This window comes from Nocardia sp. NPDC058666, from assembly GCF_042714895.1.
In the GTDB taxonomy this organism is placed as follows: Bacteria; Actinomycetota; Actinomycetes; order Mycobacteriales; family Mycobacteriaceae; genus Nocardia.
This window is the reverse complement of the sequence record NZ_JBHXRY010000004.1, coordinates 362,561-377,901: the sequence shown is the minus strand read 5'-3', so window position 1 is coordinate 377,901 and position 15,341 is coordinate 362,561. Positions and strand designations below refer to the sequence as shown.

At 66.7% G+C, this 15,341-nt stretch carries 20 protein-coding genes; 14 read left to right on the top strand and 6 right to left on the bottom strand.

Going from position 1 to position 15,341, the window contains the following annotated elements:
• Positions 1-105: 105 nt before the first annotated feature.
• Positions 106-1,386, top strand: a complete 1,281-nt coding sequence (locus tag ACFWVD_RS13430; RefSeq protein WP_379242317.1) for an ATP-binding protein — start codon at positions 106-108, stop codon at positions 1,384-1,386.
• Between the two features lie 8 nt (positions 1,387-1,394).
• Here the strand turns inward: ACFWVD_RS13430 and ACFWVD_RS13425 are convergent, their stop codons facing one another.
• The gene (locus tag ACFWVD_RS13425) at positions 1,395-2,180 is read right to left on the bottom strand and encodes a hypothetical protein (RefSeq protein WP_379242316.1); all 786 of its coding nucleotides are present in this window, start codon (positions 2,178-2,180) and stop codon (positions 1,395-1,397) included.
• Between the two features lie 118 nt (positions 2,181-2,298).
• On the opposite strand from ACFWVD_RS13425, the gene ACFWVD_RS13420 reads away from it, so the two are divergent.
• From ACFWVD_RS13420 to ACFWVD_RS13410, 3 genes are all read left to right on the top strand, one after another.
• Positions 2,299-3,033, top strand: a complete 735-nt coding sequence (locus tag ACFWVD_RS13420; protein WP_379242315.1) for a sulfite exporter TauE/SafE family protein — start codon at positions 2,299-2,301, stop codon at positions 3,031-3,033.
• A 37-nt stretch (positions 3,034-3,070) separates the two neighbouring features.
• Positions 3,071-3,868, top strand: a complete 798-nt coding sequence (locus ACFWVD_RS13415) for an inositol monophosphatase family protein (protein WP_379242314.1) — start codon at positions 3,071-3,073, stop codon at positions 3,866-3,868.
• Positions 3,869-4,041: 173 nt separating this feature from the next.
• Entirely contained in the window at positions 4,042-4,533 is a 492-nt protein-coding gene (locus tag ACFWVD_RS13410; RefSeq protein WP_379242313.1) for a hypothetical protein, read from the top strand.
• Positions 4,534-4,602: 69 nt separating this feature from the next.
• On the opposite strand, the gene ACFWVD_RS13405 is transcribed toward ACFWVD_RS13410, so the two are convergent.
• Positions 4,603-5,211, bottom strand: a complete 609-nt coding sequence (locus ACFWVD_RS13405; RefSeq protein ID WP_379242312.1) for a hypothetical protein — start codon at positions 5,209-5,211, stop codon at positions 4,603-4,605.
• Between the two features lie 80 nt (positions 5,212-5,291).
• Here ACFWVD_RS13405 and ACFWVD_RS13400 point away from each other — a divergent pair, with 80 nt between their 5' ends.
• The 3 genes from ACFWVD_RS13400 to ACFWVD_RS13390 all read left to right on the top strand — a co-directional run bounded on the left by ACFWVD_RS13400 (position 5,292) and on the right by ACFWVD_RS13390 (position 7,627).
• Positions 5,292-6,113 (top strand): acyl-CoA thioesterase, encoded by an 822-nt coding sequence (locus ACFWVD_RS13400; protein WP_379242311.1) that lies wholly within the window; start codon positions 5,292-5,294, stop codon positions 6,111-6,113.
• Positions 6,114-6,157: 44 nt separating this feature from the next.
• A complete protein-coding gene (pdxT, locus tag ACFWVD_RS13395; RefSeq protein ID WP_379242310.1) occupies positions 6,158-6,778 on the top strand; it encodes a pyridoxal 5'-phosphate synthase glutaminase subunit PdxT in 621 nt (206 codons plus the stop codon).
• A 93-nt stretch (positions 6,779-6,871) separates the two neighbouring features.
• Complete coding sequence (locus ACFWVD_RS13390) at positions 6,872-7,627, top strand: YebC/PmpR family DNA-binding transcriptional regulator (RefSeq protein WP_379242309.1); 756 nt, start codon at positions 6,872-6,874, stop codon at positions 7,625-7,627.
• Positions 7,628-7,685: 58 nt separating this feature from the next.
• Here ACFWVD_RS13390 and ACFWVD_RS13385 read toward each other — a convergent pair whose 3' ends face one another.
• Both ACFWVD_RS13385 and ACFWVD_RS13380 read right to left on the bottom strand, forming a co-directional pair.
• Positions 7,686-8,186 carry an SRPBCC domain-containing protein gene (locus ACFWVD_RS13385; protein ID WP_379242308.1) on the bottom strand — a complete coding sequence of 167 codons (501 nt, stop codon included), beginning with the start codon at positions 8,184-8,186 and terminating at the stop codon, positions 7,686-7,688.
• Positions 8,187-8,339: 153 nt separating this feature from the next.
• The gene (locus ACFWVD_RS13380; protein WP_379242307.1) at positions 8,340-8,639 is read right to left on the bottom strand and encodes a hypothetical protein; all 300 of its coding nucleotides are present in this window, start codon (positions 8,637-8,639) and stop codon (positions 8,340-8,342) included.
• A 65-nt stretch (positions 8,640-8,704) separates the two neighbouring features.
• Here ACFWVD_RS13380 and ACFWVD_RS13375 point away from each other — a divergent pair, with 65 nt between their 5' ends.
• The 5 genes from ACFWVD_RS13375 to ACFWVD_RS13355 all read left to right on the top strand — a co-directional run bounded on the left by ACFWVD_RS13375 (position 8,705) and on the right by ACFWVD_RS13355 (position 12,056).
• Positions 8,705-9,151 carry an acyl-CoA thioesterase gene (locus ACFWVD_RS13375; RefSeq protein ID WP_379242306.1) on the top strand — a complete coding sequence of 149 codons (447 nt, stop codon included), beginning with the start codon at positions 8,705-8,707 and terminating at the stop codon, positions 9,149-9,151.
• A gap of 80 nt (positions 9,152-9,231) precedes the next feature.
• Complete coding sequence (gene ruvC, locus ACFWVD_RS13370) at positions 9,232-9,801, top strand: crossover junction endodeoxyribonuclease RuvC (RefSeq protein WP_379242506.1); 570 nt, start codon at positions 9,232-9,234, stop codon at positions 9,799-9,801.
• Positions 9,798-10,397: a Holliday junction branch migration protein RuvA gene (gene ruvA, locus ACFWVD_RS13365; protein WP_379242305.1), complete on the top strand. Its 600-nt coding sequence runs from the start codon at positions 9,798-9,800 to the stop codon at positions 10,395-10,397. The genes ruvC and ruvA overlap by 4 nt, the downstream gene beginning before the upstream one ends.
• Positions 10,398-10,400: 3 nt before the next feature.
• Positions 10,401-11,489, top strand: coding sequence for a Holliday junction branch migration DNA helicase RuvB (ruvB, locus tag ACFWVD_RS13360; RefSeq protein WP_379242304.1), 1,089 nt, complete (start codon positions 10,401-10,403; stop codon positions 11,487-11,489).
• A gap of 54 nt (positions 11,490-11,543) precedes the next feature.
• On the top strand, positions 11,544-12,056 hold the full coding sequence (locus ACFWVD_RS13355) for a GtrA family protein (RefSeq protein WP_379242303.1): 513 nt from the start codon (positions 11,544-11,546) through the stop codon (positions 12,054-12,056).
• A 9-nt stretch (positions 12,057-12,065) separates the two neighbouring features.
• Here ACFWVD_RS13355 and ACFWVD_RS13350 read toward each other — a convergent pair whose 3' ends face one another.
• Positions 12,066-12,641 carry a DivIVA domain-containing protein gene (locus ACFWVD_RS13350; protein ID WP_379242302.1) on the bottom strand — a complete coding sequence of 192 codons (576 nt, stop codon included), beginning with the start codon at positions 12,639-12,641 and terminating at the stop codon, positions 12,066-12,068.
• 36 nt (positions 12,642-12,677) lie between these two features.
• Positions 12,678-13,307 carry a TetR/AcrR family transcriptional regulator gene (locus ACFWVD_RS13345; protein ID WP_379242301.1) on the bottom strand — a complete coding sequence of 210 codons (630 nt, stop codon included), beginning with the start codon at positions 13,305-13,307 and terminating at the stop codon, positions 12,678-12,680.
• A gap of 68 nt (positions 13,308-13,375) precedes the next feature.
• Between ACFWVD_RS13345 and ACFWVD_RS13340 the strand changes: the two genes are divergently transcribed.
• Both ACFWVD_RS13340 and yajC read left to right on the top strand, forming a co-directional pair.
• Complete coding sequence (locus ACFWVD_RS13340; RefSeq protein ID WP_379242300.1) at positions 13,376-14,866, top strand: flavin-containing monooxygenase; 1,491 nt, start codon at positions 13,376-13,378, stop codon at positions 14,864-14,866.
• A gap of 108 nt (positions 14,867-14,974) precedes the next feature.
• Positions 14,975-15,334, top strand: coding sequence for a preprotein translocase subunit YajC (gene yajC, locus ACFWVD_RS13335; protein ID WP_379242299.1), 360 nt, complete (start codon positions 14,975-14,977; stop codon positions 15,332-15,334).
• The last annotated feature ends 7 nt before the right edge of the window (positions 15,335-15,341 follow it).

The window sequence follows — 15,341 nt, the reverse complement described above, 5'->3', positions numbered from 1 at the left end:
GTGTCGCCGATCACCGCGCCTGTGCTGAATCAGCGACTTCGAGGTTGCAGAACAGCGACTTGGATCCGGTAGATCAGCGGGTTTGTGCTTGCAGAACAGCGACTTATGCGATGTCATGGTGTCGTGACCTCTGCCGATATCCTGTTCCGACATGCCCTGCCGTGGGCGACTGAGCTCGTCGAATCTTTCCCCGCAGTCGTCATCGAGGGTGCGCGACAGGTAGGGAAGAGCACGCTCGCCACGATGCTCGTCGAAGGCTCGGAACGCCCCGGTCGGTACCTGACTCTGGACGACGACATCATGCGGTCCGCAGCGCAGAACGACCCGCAGGCCTTCGTGAACCAGCTGCCCGACGGGTTGCTGGTCATCGACGAGATCCAGCGTGCCCCGGAACTGCTGTTACCGATCAAGGCGTCCATCGACCGCCACCGCACCCCAGGCCGATTCCTGCTCACTGGGTCGGCTGATCTGCTACGGCTCGAACGGACGCCCGACTCGCTCGCCGGCCGAGCCGTCACGCTGCCACTGCGGACCCTGAGCCAGGGAGAGATCAACGGTCGCGTCGATGACTTCGTGACTCGCTTTCTTGTCGGCGTGGATCCCTTCGGCGTCCGCTCGGCCGTCTCGCGTGTGGACTACGCGAACATCCTCGCCGCAGGTGGGTACCCGGAGGTCTTTCGGCGGTCGCCGCGACTGCGCAGGGCCTGGTTCGACGGCTACGTGGAACGCATCGTCCAGCGAGATGCCCGCGATGTCCGGCGTCTCGTCGATGGCAATCGTTTGGCGACCGTCCTGCGCCTGATCGCGGCAAACCAAGCCGGTGAGGTCGTCCGGGCTCGTCTCTCGCGGGATGCGGATGTCCCCGAGACGACCATGACCGCCTACCTCGATCTCGTCGAGACGCTCTATCTCGTCGAACGGATCCGGCCGTGGACGGGAAACCTCACAACGCGCCAGACCGGCAAGGCCAAAGGGCTCATTACCGACTCCGCGCTCGCGATGCATCTAGCCGGCATCACGGCTGAACGTGCCGCTGCGCTCGTCGGCGGTGGTGAGCTGCTCGGTCCGCTGCTCGAAGGTCTCGTGGTCTCCGAACTGCGCAAGCAGCAGACCTGGAGTGACACCCGGTTCTCTGTCTTCCACTACCGCGAGTCGTCAGGCGTCGAGGTGGACGTCGTCATCGAGTTGGACGACGGTCGGGTTCTCGGCCTCGAGGTGAAGGCGAAGCAGACCTACAAACCCGAGCACTTCCGTGGACTACAGCGGCTTGCCGAGCGCCTGGGTGACAGGTTCGTCGGCGGGATCGTGCTCGGCACCGCAGACCATGGTGTGCGATTCGGCGAGAACCTCGTGGGACTACCTATCTCCTCCTTGTGGGAGCTCTGACCGTGCCGTTACGGCTGGCCCGCTGCATCCTCGGTGTCGGTGGTGAGGGCGTCGGCGTAGTTTTCGGCGTAGCCGAGGATGAGGTGGCGTTGGGTGGGGAGTTGGACGGCTAGTTCGTGCCAGGCGATGGCGGTGGGGGAGCCGTAGAGGTGGGTGAGGTCGGTGACCAGGGCGGCTGCTTGTTCGGGGGTGGGGGCTACCGGGCGGGCGAAGGCCAGTAGGGAGGCGCCGATGGCTATGTGGCGGTAGCCGTGGGTGGTCATGCGGCGGATGACGGTGTGGTTGTCGTAGGTGGACCAGTCGTCGGCGAAATAGCCGTTGGGGATGCCTGCGATGGCCAGGTCGTCGCGGTCCACGGGGACACGTTGGATCAGCACCACGTCGTCGACCACGCGGTCGGGGTTGCGGTTGGCGGCGACCAGGGCGGACAGTTCGTCCTCGGAGGCGTTGCGGGTGTCGCGCAGTGCTTCCCAGGGGATCCGCGCGGACGGGGTGTCCAGCAGGGCGGCGATCCGGGTGACGGCGTTGTTGTCGAAGTGGTGGGAGGCGACGGGGTCGTCGTGGTCGGTGCCGTCGTCGTCGACCAGGCCCAGCGTGGCGTGCATGCTCGTGTACGCGCATTGGCCCAGGTCGTCGAGGGTGCACAGCACGCGCGCGTCGGGATGATCCATGCGGACCAGTTCCACCGCGTCCAGCAGTTGCGCGAAGGTGGTGACGTCGTCGAGCCGGGCAACGGTGTTGGAGTCCAGCCGGTTACGTCGAACGGGTGGTTCGCCCGGCTCGAAAGTCGTCATCTGCACTCCGCCATCCTGGCACGGGCTACGGCGTGTCGAAGTGATCCCGCGCCGCTGGTGGTCTAGGCGGGTCTTGCCCGAGAATTGCTGCCAACTGGGCATACCGTACAGTCGGTCCGTGACCGCGCTCGACTTCTTCTTGCTGGTCGTCGCGGGATTGTTCACCGGTTTGATCGGTTTCGTCACCGGGATGGCCTCGATCGTTTCCTACCCGGCGTTGCTGGCCGTGGGTCTGCCGCCGGTGGCGGCCAATGTCACCAACACGGTCGCCATGGTGGCCGTGGGTGTCGGCGCGACCGCGAACTCCGGGCGCGAACTGACCGGACGCGGGCCCACGCTCGTGCGCTGGGCGGTGTTGTCGGCGGCGGGTGGTGCGCTGGGCGCGCTGGCGTTGGTGGTCGCCCCCGATGACGCGTTCGAGGTGATCGTGCCGTTCCTGGTCGCGCTCGCGTCGCTGGCGCTGCTGGTGCAACCCGTGGTGCGCCGCCACGTCGGCGAGCTCAACGCCCCATGGATCATGCCGCTGGGCATCCTGCTCATCTCCGTCTACGGCGGCTACTTCGGTGCGGGCGCGGGCGTGATCTACCTGTCGATGATGCTGCTGTGCACGTCCGAATCCGTGTGGAGCGCTTCGATTCTCAAGAGTTTCCTGCTCGGCATCGCCAACCTGGTCGCCGCGATCGGCTTCGCGTTCTTCGGGCCGGTGCACTGGGGTGCGGCGCTGGCGTTGGGCGCGGGCGCGCTGGTGGGTGGCTGGTGTGGGCCGCCGGTCGTGAAGGTGATCCCGCCCAGCGTGTTGCGGGTGACGGTCGGCATCTGCGGACTGGGCCTCGCTGTATACCTGGCGAAGTAGGGCATCAGGGTGCGGTGCGGTCCGTACTCTGGAGTCGGTGCACCTTTCGGATAGTGAAATCGCAATCCACGCAACAGAAGTCGCTTCGCAGGTGATTCGCTCGGCGTTCCACGGCCCGCTCGCGCGCTATGCCAAACAGGGCGATGATTTCGCCACGCAGGTCGACATCGCGGCCGAGAACGCCATCCTGGAAGTCCTGGCCACCGCCTGTCCCGGCGACCGGTTCTCCGCCGAGGAATCGGGTGTCACCGGGACGGCTCGCAGTGGGCGGACCTGGTTCATCGATCCACTGTGTGGCACCAGGAATTTCGCGGTCGAGACTGCCTTGGTGGCGGTGAATGTCGCTCTGCGCGAAGGTGATTCGATCACCGCCGCCGCGACCGCCGATCCGTTCGCCGACGAGGTGTTCTGGACCGCGGGGCACGGCGCGTTCCTGCGCGCGGACGGCCGCGACCAGCCGCTGCGCCCGCAACCCGACAGTCACCTCGTCGATATCGATCTGGACAACCCGTTCCCCTGGTCGACGCCCGCGCAACTGTTCGACGCGAAAGGCTTTGCGGGACAGTTCCATCCGCGAGTGCTGTCGACCTCGCTGGCCCTGGCATGGGTCGCGGCCGGCCGCCGCGCCGCCTACATCACCGGCGGCGATCTCCGCGACAGCGTGCATTTCGCCAGCGCGATCGCGATCTGCCAGGCGGCGGGCTGCGTGGTCACGGGCCTTGCCGGACAACCCCTGCACACCGCGCCCCACGGCCTGATCGCCGCCGCCGACAGCGACACCCACGCCCAACTCGTCGACGCGATCGCCGGCCTGAGGCCCGCGACCGGGCAGTAATGCTGGGATACACCACAATCCGACCCAACTCACAGACCCAAGTTGTCTGTGTCTCAGGGTTTCCTCAAAAATGCTGGGTAGCGTCCGGGCCGTGGCATGGAGGCCTGCGCTGTCTGGCGCAGTTCCGGGCCGTCGCCTCCCGGGCGAGAACCGACCCGAAGTAAGGACAGTGAATGATGTTTCGTAGGACCGCACGAGTCGCGATCGCAGGCATGGCCGTGGTTGCCGCGCTCGGTCTGAGCGCGTGCAGCGACGACAAGGGCACCGCCAAGCCCGCACCGAAGACCACCACCGCGGCCCAGGCGCCTGCCTCGGACCTGCCTGCCGTGCCGACCGTCGAGCAGCTCAACGCCCAGCTGTCCACCGCGCTGGACCCGACGGTCCCCAACGACCAGAAGCTGGACTTCGTGCAGGGCATCGAAGCCGATCCCGAACTGCCCAACCGTTTGGCGCAGGCCGTCCAGGAGAACAACGTCACCGTGGTGGTCACCAAGGTGACCTCCTTCGGTGAGAGCGTCACCGCCAACGCCGACTTCGGCCTCAACGGCCAGGTCAACCCGGTCGACGTGCCGTTCGTCGCCGACGCGGGCAAGTGGAAGGTCCAGAAGGTCTGGGCCTGCGGCATGCTCACCAACCTGGGCCAGACCTCGGTCGCCTGCGCCTGATCGTTTCTCGCACGAGCCCCGTTCGGAAGTTTTCGAACGGGGCTTTCGCGTATCCGAACCGAAGCCGGTTCAGCTACGCAACGCCGCCCGATCGGGGTGATCCCAGCGGACCGTCCAGGTTGCCGCTTCGGGGTTTTCGGCGGTGTGGTCGCGTAAGGCAGGCAACGTCCACTGCTGGTCGGTGGGTGTAAGTCGAAGGGCCGCTTGGTCACTCAGTTCCAAGCGAACACTGAGATCGAATTCCAGGCCTCGCCCGAGCAACATCGGACCCGCGAGAACCAGCACCAGATCGGCTTGGGCGGCACGAATCGCCGCCCGCGCCGACCGATCCAGATCCTCGTCCCACAACGCGGGCAACCAGCGACCCTCGGTTCGCATCGAGGTCACGATCTCACGTTCGATCGCCTCGTAGTCGAACCAGGCTGTGCGATAAGACCATTCGTCGTCGCGACCGTATTCCATGCGCAAGGACGCGGGGCGAACGAAATCGTGCACCGACACCACCGCCGCTGAACGGCCGCGATCCGCCAGAACCTCGACGATCTGGCGAGCGAGCTCGACCGGCTGCGCCGCATCGGCCCCGTCGACCGCGACCACTCGCCGTCCCGGCAGGTCGTCGAGCGTGTCGGCGACCAAGCCGGCGAGGGCCCGCGGTGAGGTGGGAGTGAAGGTGGGCATCGGTGGCATCTCAGCACATTTCGGTGCGTCGCGCCGAGCCGGACATACCGCCCGGTCGGCGAGACGATAATCTCGAGCACATGGCGACAATCGAAGAGGCGCTCGCGATCGAGCGGCTGGAGCGCGACATCTTCCGTGGTGCGTCCACGGAATCCCAGCTACCGCGCACCTTCGGCGGCCAGGTGGCCGGGCAGGCGCTGGTCTCGGCGGTCAGCACCGTGGACCCCACCTTCCAGGTGCATTCTCTGCACGGCTACTTCCTGCGACCGGGCAACCCGGAAGAACCCACCGTCTACCTGGTCGAACGCATCCGCGACGGGCGGTCGTTCTGCACGCGGCGCGTCACCGGGGTGCAGGACGGGCAGGCCATCTTCATGATGTCGGCGTCGTTCCATCACGGCGACGAAGGGCCCGAACACCAGGACGTGATGCCCGCGGTCGAAGGCCCCGACAACCTGCCCGACGCCAGCGTGAGCATGAGCCCCGAACGCCTGTGGGCCATGCGCGAATGGGAACACTGGGACATTCGCACGGTCCCGCAGGACCAGGTCGTGGCGCGCGACGGCGCCGTGTCGCCGCAGCAGGTGTGGTTCCGGTACCGGCATCCGCTGCCCGACGACCCGATGTTCCACGTGTGCACGCTGGCCTACATGAGCGATATGACGCTGCTGGGCTCGTCGAAGGTCACCCACCCCGACGAACCCACCCAGAACGCGTCGCTGGACCACGCCATGTGGTTCCTTCGCCCCTTCCGCGCCGACGAATGGCTGCTCTACGACCAGTCGTCGCCCTCGGCCGGCTTCGGTCGCGCGCTGACCGGCGGCAAGATCTGGGACCGCGAAGGCAACCTGGTCGCCGCGGTCGTCCAGGAAGGCCTGATCCGCACGCCCCGGCACAAGTGAGCGTGAGCGCGCCCACACCGACCTCGCTCGTAAGATCGACGGCTGTGAACGCAACCTCGACCCCCACCCGGCCCACCATCGGCGTCCTCGCGCTGCAGGGTGACGTGCGCGAACACGTTGCCGCACTGCAACATTGCGGCGCGAACCCGGTGCTGGTGCGGCGCGAGTCGGAACTGGCGGCCGTGGACGGGCTGGTGCTGCCCGGTGGTGAGTCGACCGCGATCTCCAAGCTGTTGCAGGCGTTCGACCTGCTGGAACCGTTGCGGGCGCGGCTGCGCGACGGGCTGCCCGCGTTCGGGTCCTGCGCGGGCATGATCCTGCTCGCCTCGGAAGTCCTCGACACCCGTGCCGACGCTCAGCACCTGTCCGGTATCGATATGACGGTGCGGCGCAACGCTTTCGGTCGACAGGTCGACTCCTTCGAAACCGACCTGGACTTCACCGGCCTTGACACCCCCGTGCGCGCGGTGTTCATTCGCGCCCCGTGGGTGGAGCGGGTCGGTGACGATGTCGAGGTGCTCGCGCGCGTGCCGCACGGGCCCGCGCAGGGTCGCATCGTGGCCGCCAAGCAGGGCAATGTGGTGGCGACCTCGTTCCATCCCGAGGTCACCGGCGATCTTCGCGTGCACGAACTGTTCGTCGACCTGGTGCGTTGCGCGCGGTGAAAGCCCGCGTCGGCATCCGTGACCGGCGATGAGTAGGCTGGTCCGAGCTTGTCCGGCCGGGCAGACGCGCAACCGACTTGAAGGAAGTAGGGCATGAGCGGCCACTCCAAATGGGCCACCACCAAGCACAAGAAGGCGGGAATCGATGCCAAGCGCGGCAAACTCTTCGCCAAGCTGATCAAGAACATCGAGGTGGCGGCTCGCACTGGTGGTAGTGACCCTGCGGGCAACCCGACGCTGTTCGACGCCATCCAGAAGGCGAAGAAGACGTCGGTCCCCATCGACAACATCGAGCGCGCCCGCAAGCGCGGCGGTGGTGAAGAAGTCGGCGGCGCCGACTGGCAGACGATCATGTACGAGGGCTACGGGCCCAACGGCGTGGCCGTGCTGATCGAGTGCCTCACCGACAACCGCAACCGCGCCGCGGGCGAGGTCCGGTTGGCCATGACCCGCAACGGCGGCAACATGGCCGATCCCGGTTCGGTGTCGTACCTGTTCGGTCGCAAGGGTGTGGTGACCCTCGAGAAGAACGGGCTGTCCGAGGACGACGTGCTCGAGCATGTACTCGATGTCGGCGCCGAAGAGGTCAACGACCTGGGCGATGCCTTCGAGATCATCAGCGAGCCCGGCGATCTGATCGCGGTGCGTTCGGCGCTGCAGGCCGCCAACATCGACTACGACTCCGCGGAGTCCGGTTTCCAGGCGTCGGTGCTGGTCGCGGTGGACGCCGAGGGTGCTCGCAAGGTGTTCAAGCTGGTCGACGCGCTCGAAGACAGCGACGATGTGCAGAACGTGTACACCAACGTCGACATCTCCGACGAAGTCGCCGCGGAACTCGACGACGAGTAGAACCGTCACTTCCGTCGAAACCGCCCCGGCCGTCAATTCGGCTGGGGCGGTTCACGTTTCAGGACGCGCGCTGCTCGTAATAGCCCGACATCGCCGGGTAGTAATCGGCGAAATCCGGCAGCTCGGTGTGCGTGCACGCGGCCACGAACATGTCCGCGTAATACTCCCACCCCGGCCCGACCTGCGGAATCTCCGCCAACTGGTACTCCGACGTCAGGTGATGGACCAGCCGCAACTCGGTGGCCGCCCCGACATCGAGCAAACTCACCTCGAGCCGCCACAGCCCGATCTGATCCGCCGAGGAAATCCCCAGATGCAGCGGCGGCATACAGTCATCGATGCGCATATCCGTCCACGGCTGCCCCTCCTCGAACCGCATCTGCACCCGAATGAGATTCCCGGCCCCCGCCTGCCCCTCCCACGTCCCATACCACCCCACGGTCAGATGCGGATCGGTCAACCGAGCCCACACCTCCTCGATCGGCAACCCCAACGCCCGCGTGATCACCAGATCCCGCCCCTCCGGCGTCACCACGATCTCCCCGGTAGGTATGGCCATCTGCGCTTCTCCCTCACCTCGAACCGCCCCAACCTGACCCCTCGACCGTACCCGCGCTCGAGGTATTCACCGCCGCGGTGGGGGAGGCATAGGTCGTGTTGTTCGGGGGCAGGTAAGGAGGGCGCACAGCTCGCTGCCCGCGACGCGTTGTCCTCAGAAGTGTCTGTGTGCGGTCTCGGGAAGTTCGCCTGATGGGCCGATCTTGCGCAGGATCGCGACAGCGATCTGCCAGAGGCGGTCGGGGTCGATGCTCGCGGCATTGCCGGTCTGCTGTCCGTCTGCCCCGAGGACGAGGTCACCGATCGGGTGACCGTCCGGTGAAGCCTGCCGCACTGTTTTGCTCGCAGCATCGACCAGCACGTGGCCTTCCTCCTTGGAGTCGGTGCCGAAGTCGGACTCCCAGCGGTAGACCGCGGAGCCCGGCCGGCGCCAAATGCCGATTGAGTAAGCCACCGTTTCCCTTTCTCAGCTGTTACTAGACAGCGGAACGTGTCGTACCCCGGTGTCACACTGGCGGCATGACGGAAACCAGTGTGCCGTTTCGGGTTCGGATTGCGATTCGGGTGTCTGATCTCGATGCGCAGTTGCATGTGACGGGGGCTGCCTATCAGCAGTTCGCGGATCATGCGCGGTTCGCGTGTGTGGGGGCGGCGGGGGTTTCGGTGCAGGAGTTGGTGGGGGCGGGGTTCGGGCCGGTGAATCTCGAGTTGAACGTGCGGTATCTGCGGGAGCTTCGCATCGACGACACGGTGGAGGTCGACTGTCGGTGGGAGTGGGGGCAGGGGAAGACCTATCGGGTGGAGCACACGTTGACCAGGGGAGACGGGGAGGTCGCTGCGACGGTGTCGTATGTGGCGGGGATGTTGGATCTGCGGTCTCGCAAGCTGGTCGCGGATCCGGCGGGTGTCTGGGCGAAATACGCCAGTGATCCGACGCTGCTCGGGTTGCCGGCGCGGCCGGGGTGAGGGCCGTGTCGGTGGTCGGTGAGGTGCGGGGGATGCTCTAGACTTTCGAACAACTGTTCGTGTCTTCGAAGGGGTGTTCGGTGCGGGTGATGGGCGTCGATCCGGGGCTCACGCGGTGCGGGCTGAGCATGGTGGACAGTGGGCCGGGGCGGAAGGTGGTCGCCTTGGATGTGGGGGTGGTGCGGACGCCGCCCGAGGCCGAGTTGGCTTTGCGGTTGATGGCGGTGGCTGATGCGGCCGAGGAGTGGATGGACATCCATAAGCCAGAAGCCGTGGCGATCGAGCGGGTGTTCGCGCAGCACAATGTGCGCACGGCGATGGGGACCGCGCAGGCCGGTGGGGTGATCGCGTTGGCGGCGGCGCGGCGGGGGATTCGGGTGGCGTTTCATACGCCCAGTGAGGTGAAAGCGGCGGTCACCGGGAACGGGTCGGCCGATAAAGCGCAGGTCACCGCGATGGTGACGCGGATTCTGGGGTTGCAGGTGGCGCCCAAACCCGCCGATGCCGCCGACGCGCTCGCGCTGGCGATCTGTCATTGTTGGCGGGCGCCGCTGATGGACCGGATGGCCGCGGCGCAGGCACAGGCGGAACAGATCCGTCGCCGCTACGAACAGAAGCTCGCCGAACAACGGAAGGTGGTGCGGCCGTGATCGCGTCGGTACGCGGAGAGGTACTCGAGATCGCGCTCGATCACGTGGTGATCGAGGCCGCCGGCGTCGGGTATCGGCTCAACGCCACCCCGGCCACGCTGGCCGGCCTCACCCGCGGCGAGCAGACACGCCTGTTCACCGCGATGATCGTGCGCGAGGACTCGATGACCCTGTTCGGGTTCGCCGACACCGAAGCGCGCGAACTGTTCGGCCTGCTGCAGACCGTGTCCGGGGTCGGCCCGCGCCTGGCGATGGCGGTGCTGGCCGTGCTCGAACCCGAAGCCCTGCGAAAAGCCCTGGCCGAGAGCAATGTTGCCGCACTGACCCGCGTCCCCGGCATCGGCAAACGCGGTGCCGAACGCATGGTCGTGGAACTGCGCGACAAGGTGAACCAGGTGCCCGTTCCCGCCGGTCCGCCCGGCGCGCAAACCGCGAGTACCCCTGTGCGAGAACAGGTTTCCGAAGCGCTGGTGGGCCTCGGCTTCCCCGCGAAACAGGCCGAACAGGCCGTGGACACCGTGCTCGCCGAACAACCCACCGCCACCACCTCGGTCGCCCTGCGCGCGGCCCTGAGCCTGCTCGGCAAGAACAGGTAGACCGTGGACTCCGATTTCGACACCTTCGACGACGAATCCGACCTCACCGCCCGGCTGCTCAGCACCGACGGTGAAGTCGAGACCGGCCTGCGCCCCACCTCGCTGGACACCTTCATCGGCCAGCCCCGCGTGCGCGAACAGTTGGCCCTGGTCCTGCGCGGCGCCCGCCAACGCGGCGCCACCCCCGACCACGTGCTGCTGTCGGGCCCGCCCGGTCTGGGCAAGACGAGCATGGCGATGATCATCGCGGGCGAACTGGGCACCGCCCTGCGCATCACCTCGGGCCCGGCACTGGAACGCGCGGGCGACCTCGCCGCGATGCTGTCCAACCTGGTCGAAGGCGACGTACTGTTCATCGACGAGATCCACCGCATGGCCCGCCCCGCCGAGGAAATGCTGTACCTGGCCATGGAGGACTTCCGCGTCGACGTGGTGGTCGGCAAGGGCCCGGGCGCGACCTCGATTCCCCTCGACATCGCCCCGTTCACCCTGGTCGGCGCCACCACCCGATCGGGCGCGCTCACCGGCCCGCTGCGCGACCGTTTCGGCTTCACCGGCCACATGGACTTCTACGACCCCGCCGAACTGCTGCAGATCCTCACCCGCTCCGCGCGGATCCTGGGCGTGCAGATCGACCCCGACGCCGCCGCCGAAGTAGCCGGGCGTTCCCGCGGTACGCCCCGCATCGCCAACCGCCTGCTGCGCCGGGTGCGCGACTACGCCGAGGTCAGAGCGGACGGCATGATCACCCACCCCATCGCGATGGCGGCGCTCGAGGTCTACGACGTCGACGAACTGGGCCTGGACCGCCTCGACCGGGCCGTGCTCGGTGCGCTGGTGCGCGGATTCGGCGGCGGACCGGTGGGGGTGTCGACCCTGGCCGTGGCCGTCGGCGAGGAAGCCGCCACCGTGGAAGAGGTGTGCGAACCGTTCCTGGTCCGCGCCGGACTGGTCGCCCGCACACCCCGCGGCCGGGTCGCGACCGCGGGCGCCTGGGAGCATCTGGGCCTGGTCCCGCCCCCGGATCTGGTCATCGGCGCCATCGAAGTGCGGGGTCGCGAACCGCAACCCAGCATCGACCGCCTCGACTGAGGCGCGCCCGCGCCCGACAGGCACCGCACCGCAACGTCGTCTACTGTCGATTCAGTGGCAGTCCTCGAGATGGTGCAGCGGCTTCCTGAGCCGTTGCGTTCCCTGCTTCTCAAGCATCGGGAACTTCTGAAATTCGCCGTCGTCGGCGGTATCACCTGGTTCATCGACACCGGGGTCGTGTACGCGGTGAAACTGACCGTGCTCGGCGACAAGCCCCTGACCGCACGCCTGCTGGGCGCGCTGATAGCGACCATCGCCTCCTACATCCTCAACCGCGAGTGGTCGTTCCGCGCGCGCGGCGGCAGGCAGCGCAGTCACGAAGCGGCACTGTTCTTCACCGTCAGCGCACTGGGCATCGCGGTCACCATGATCCCGCAGGCGATCTCGCTGTACGCGCTGAATCTGCGTGTGCCGCACGTGGATCCGACGACGCAGATGGTCGCGAACTTCATCTCCGGGCAGATCCTGGGCGTGCTGCTGGCGATGGCGTTCCGCTTCTGGGCCTTCCGCCGGTACGTGTTCCCCGACGACCTGCGCGAAGCGGAAATGCACAGCATCCAAGGATAAGGACCGAGATTACCGGCGCTCGGCGTTTTCCAGGGCGGTGATCACGAGGTCGATGAAGGCGTCGACCTCGTCGCGGGAGTAGCCGCGGGTGCCGAGGCGCGTGTCGGTGAACCGCACGCTGCGCACATCCGACGTGGTCAGACTGCCTGGCCCGTTGTGCGCCAGGGTCGCCGCGACCAGGTCGAGGAACGCGTCGACCTCTTCCTCGTGGTACCCGCGCCTGCCCACCGCGGACTGGGTGAACCGCATCCGGTGCACATCATCGGGAGTCAGCATCTGCGCGACATCGTCACCCGAGCGCGCCGCCGGAACGGGGGAGCCGCCCTTCTGCCGGTGCTCGAGTTCGGTGCGCACCCGGTCGAGGAAGTCGTCGACCTGGTCGGCCTGGTACCCGCGCCCACCGAAACGTGGGGCGCCGAAGTGCACGTGACGGATGTCGTCGGCGGTGAGCCCACCCTGTCCGTCCAGGGTCGCCGACACCTTCTCCATGAAGGCGTCGACCTCGTCTGCGTGGTAGCCGCGATGCCCCAGATTCGGCATGGCGAAGTGGGTGCGGCTCACATCGTCGGGCGTCACAGCGGTCATTATTTCAGGATTGCCCTTCTATCCCACGGCTTTTCGTTATCGGACAGTGGCCGCGACACCGTCGATGAACAGCCGCCGCACGGCGTGACTGTACACCGCCATCGCCGCGGGATCGGGGGTGCGCATCCCCGTGACGACCCCGGCCACGATCATGCCCAGTGCTGCCTTGGCGGTGCTGGCGGTGTCGACGTCGGCGCGCAGATAGCCCACGCGCACACCATGTTCGAGGTAGCGCGACATCAGGATCTCGGTGGCGTCGAGCAGGCCGTAGATGCGGTCGGTGAGTTCGTCGTCGATGCCGGTGGCGTGGAACAGCAGCAGCTGCGCGGTGCGTGGATCGTCGAGCAGGACCCGGTTCAACGAGTCGCTGATCCGGTCGATCAGGGCGGCGTATTCGTCCAGGGTGGCGGCACTTTCGGGTTCCATGCCCTGGTCCAGTGAACCGAACACGCGCCCGCTCACCTCGTCGATGACGTGGTCGATGATGTCGCGCTTGTTCGCGAAGTAGCGGTAGAAGGTGCCGTGGCCGATGCCGAGCCGGGTGGCGATGTCGGCGATTCCGGTGGCGTGATAGCCCTTCTCGGCGAAGCAGTCGAACGCGGTATCGATGATCTCCCTGCGCAATTCGGCCTTGCGCTGCTCGATTCGCGAGGGTGGCTTCGTCACATTGACGATGTTACAGTCGCCGTAAGCAGAATGACATGTCATTCTGACGCTGATTGTGGAGGTTCGACGTGGCACCTCAGCTCGACGCTGTCGTGGTCGGGGCGGGTTTCGGCGGCATCGGTGCCGCTATCGAACTCGACCGGCTGGGCTTGCGTGATTTCGTCATTCTGGAGCGCGAAAGCGACCTGGGCGGCACCTGGCATGTGAACAGGTATCCCGGCCTTGCGGTCGACATCGCCTCGGTGACGTATTCGTATTCCTTCGAACCCAACCCCCGGTGGTCCCGACTGTTCGCGCCGGGCGCGGAACTGAAGGAATACGCCGAGCACGTGGCCGACAAGTACGGTCTGCGCGCGCGGATGCGGTTCGACACCGTCGTGGACAGCGCGCGCTGGGACGACGACGACCAGCAGTGGGAGGTGTCGATAGCGGGCGGTGAAACGCTGACCGCGCGCTACCTGCTCACCGCGACCGGCTTCCTGTCCCAGCCCTACACCCCGCCGTTCCCCGGCATCGAGTCCTTCGCGGGCAAGATCATCCACACCACCGACTGGGACGCCGACTACGACCTGACCGGTCGCAAGGCCGCCATCATCGGCACCGGTGCCACCGCGGTGCAGTTGGTGCCGGAGGTCGCGGCGAAGGTCGACGAGCTGACGGTGTTCCAGCGCACCCCGATCTGGGTGGTGCCCAAGGTCGACGCCCCGATTCCCGATGTGGTCCAGAAGATGTTCGCCACGGTTCCGCTGACGCAGAAGGCCGCGCGGCTGGCCAATACCGCGATGCTCGAGGCGCTGATGGTCGTCGGGGTGCTGCATTACAAGCAGGCCAAACCGCTCAACACCGCCGCCGCGCTGCTGGCCAAGGCGCACCTGTTCGCGCAGGTGCGCGACCGGGAGACCAGGGACAAGCTCACGCCGCACTACGACTTCGGCTGCAAGCGACCCACGTTCTCCAACACGTACTTCGCCGCGTTCAACCAGCCGCACGTCCACCTGGAAACGAACTCGATCGACCACCTCGAACCCGACGGCATCGTCACCACCGACGGCCACAAAACCGAGATCGACACCCTGCTGCTGGCCACCGGCTTCAACCTGTGGGACGTGAACTTCCCGGCCATCGAGATCGTCGGCCGTGACGGCGTGAATCTGGGAAAGTTCTGGCGCGACAACCGCTTTCAGGCCTACGAGGGCATCACCGTGCCGCACTTCCCCAACTTCATCAGCCTCAACAGTCCCTACTCCTACAGCGGGCTGTCGTACTTCACCACCATCGAAGCCCAGATGAAGCACATGGGCCGGTTGTTCACCGAACTGTTCCGACGCGGCGAGCACACCTTCGAGGTCACCGAAGACGCCAATGCGCAGTTCCTCGACCGGATGACCGAGAAGCTGGGCTCGTCGGTGTTCTACGGCGGCGACTGCGCCACCTCGCGCAGCTACTACTTCAACCAACACGGTGAAGCGGCCCTGCTGCGCCCCACCAGCACCGCCTCCGCGCACCGCGAAGCCGTGTCGTTCCCGCTCGACGATTACACCTACGGCCGGGCCGAATGAGACCCGATTCACGCGCGCGTCGGTGGTCGGTGTGTCGCCGCGACGGGGAACTGGCAGACTGTGGGACGTACTTGCACGTCCACCACTGACTAGGGACTGACTTCGACGATGGACTTCCTCTTTCCGCTGCTGATCCTGGCCCTGCTCGTGCCGATGTTCTTCGGTATCCGCAAACAGAAGCGGGAGGCCGAGAAGGTCTCGACCCTGCAGGACAGCCTGAAGGTCGGTGACCGGGTGATCACCACCTCGGGTCTGTACGGCACCATCGTCGACACCGACGAGACCACCGTCGACCTGGAGATCGCCGAAGAGGTCGTGACCACCTGGCTGCGTCAGGCGATCCGCGAAGTGCGCGTCGACGACACCACCGCCGACGAGACCACCGTCGACGGTGCGCACGAAGCCATCGACGCCCCCGTCGTCGAGGAAGCCGTGGAGCAGACCGAGACCCGGCTGACCAAGGACTGACCAGTCC

What these genes read in the sequence shown, in the direction of transcription:
- ACFWVD_RS13430 (WP_379242317.1), top strand. Translation starts at nt 106, where the DNA reads ATGCGATGTCATGGTGTCGTGACCTCTGCCGATATCCTGTTCCGACAT.
- ACFWVD_RS13425 (WP_379242316.1), bottom strand. Translation starts at nt 2,180, where the DNA reads ATGACGACTTTCGAGCCGGGCGAACCACCCGTTCGACGTAACCGGCTG.
- ACFWVD_RS13410 (WP_379242313.1), top strand. Translation starts at nt 4,042, where the DNA reads ATGATGTTTCGTAGGACCGCACGAGTCGCGATCGCAGGCATGGCCGTG.
- ACFWVD_RS13405 (WP_379242312.1), bottom strand. Translation starts at nt 5,211, where the DNA reads ATGCCCACCTTCACTCCCACCTCACCGCGGGCCCTCGCCGGCTTGGTC.
- ACFWVD_RS13400 (WP_379242311.1), top strand. Translation starts at nt 5,292, where the DNA reads ATGGCGACAATCGAAGAGGCGCTCGCGATCGAGCGGCTGGAGCGCGAC.
- ACFWVD_RS13390 (WP_379242309.1), top strand. Translation starts at nt 6,872, where the DNA reads ATGAGCGGCCACTCCAAATGGGCCACCACCAAGCACAAGAAGGCGGGA.
- ACFWVD_RS13385 (WP_379242308.1), bottom strand. Translation starts at nt 8,186, where the DNA reads ATGGCCATACCTACCGGGGAGATCGTGGTGACGCCGGAGGGGCGGGAT.
- ACFWVD_RS13375 (WP_379242306.1), top strand. Translation starts at nt 8,705, where the DNA reads ATGACGGAAACCAGTGTGCCGTTTCGGGTTCGGATTGCGATTCGGGTG.
- ACFWVD_RS13350 (WP_379242302.1), bottom strand. Translation starts at nt 12,641, where the DNA reads ATGACCGCTGTGACGCCCGACGATGTGAGCCGCACCCACTTCGCCATG.
- yajC (WP_379242299.1), top strand. Translation starts at nt 14,975, where the DNA reads ATGGACTTCCTCTTTCCGCTGCTGATCCTGGCCCTGCTCGTGCCGATG.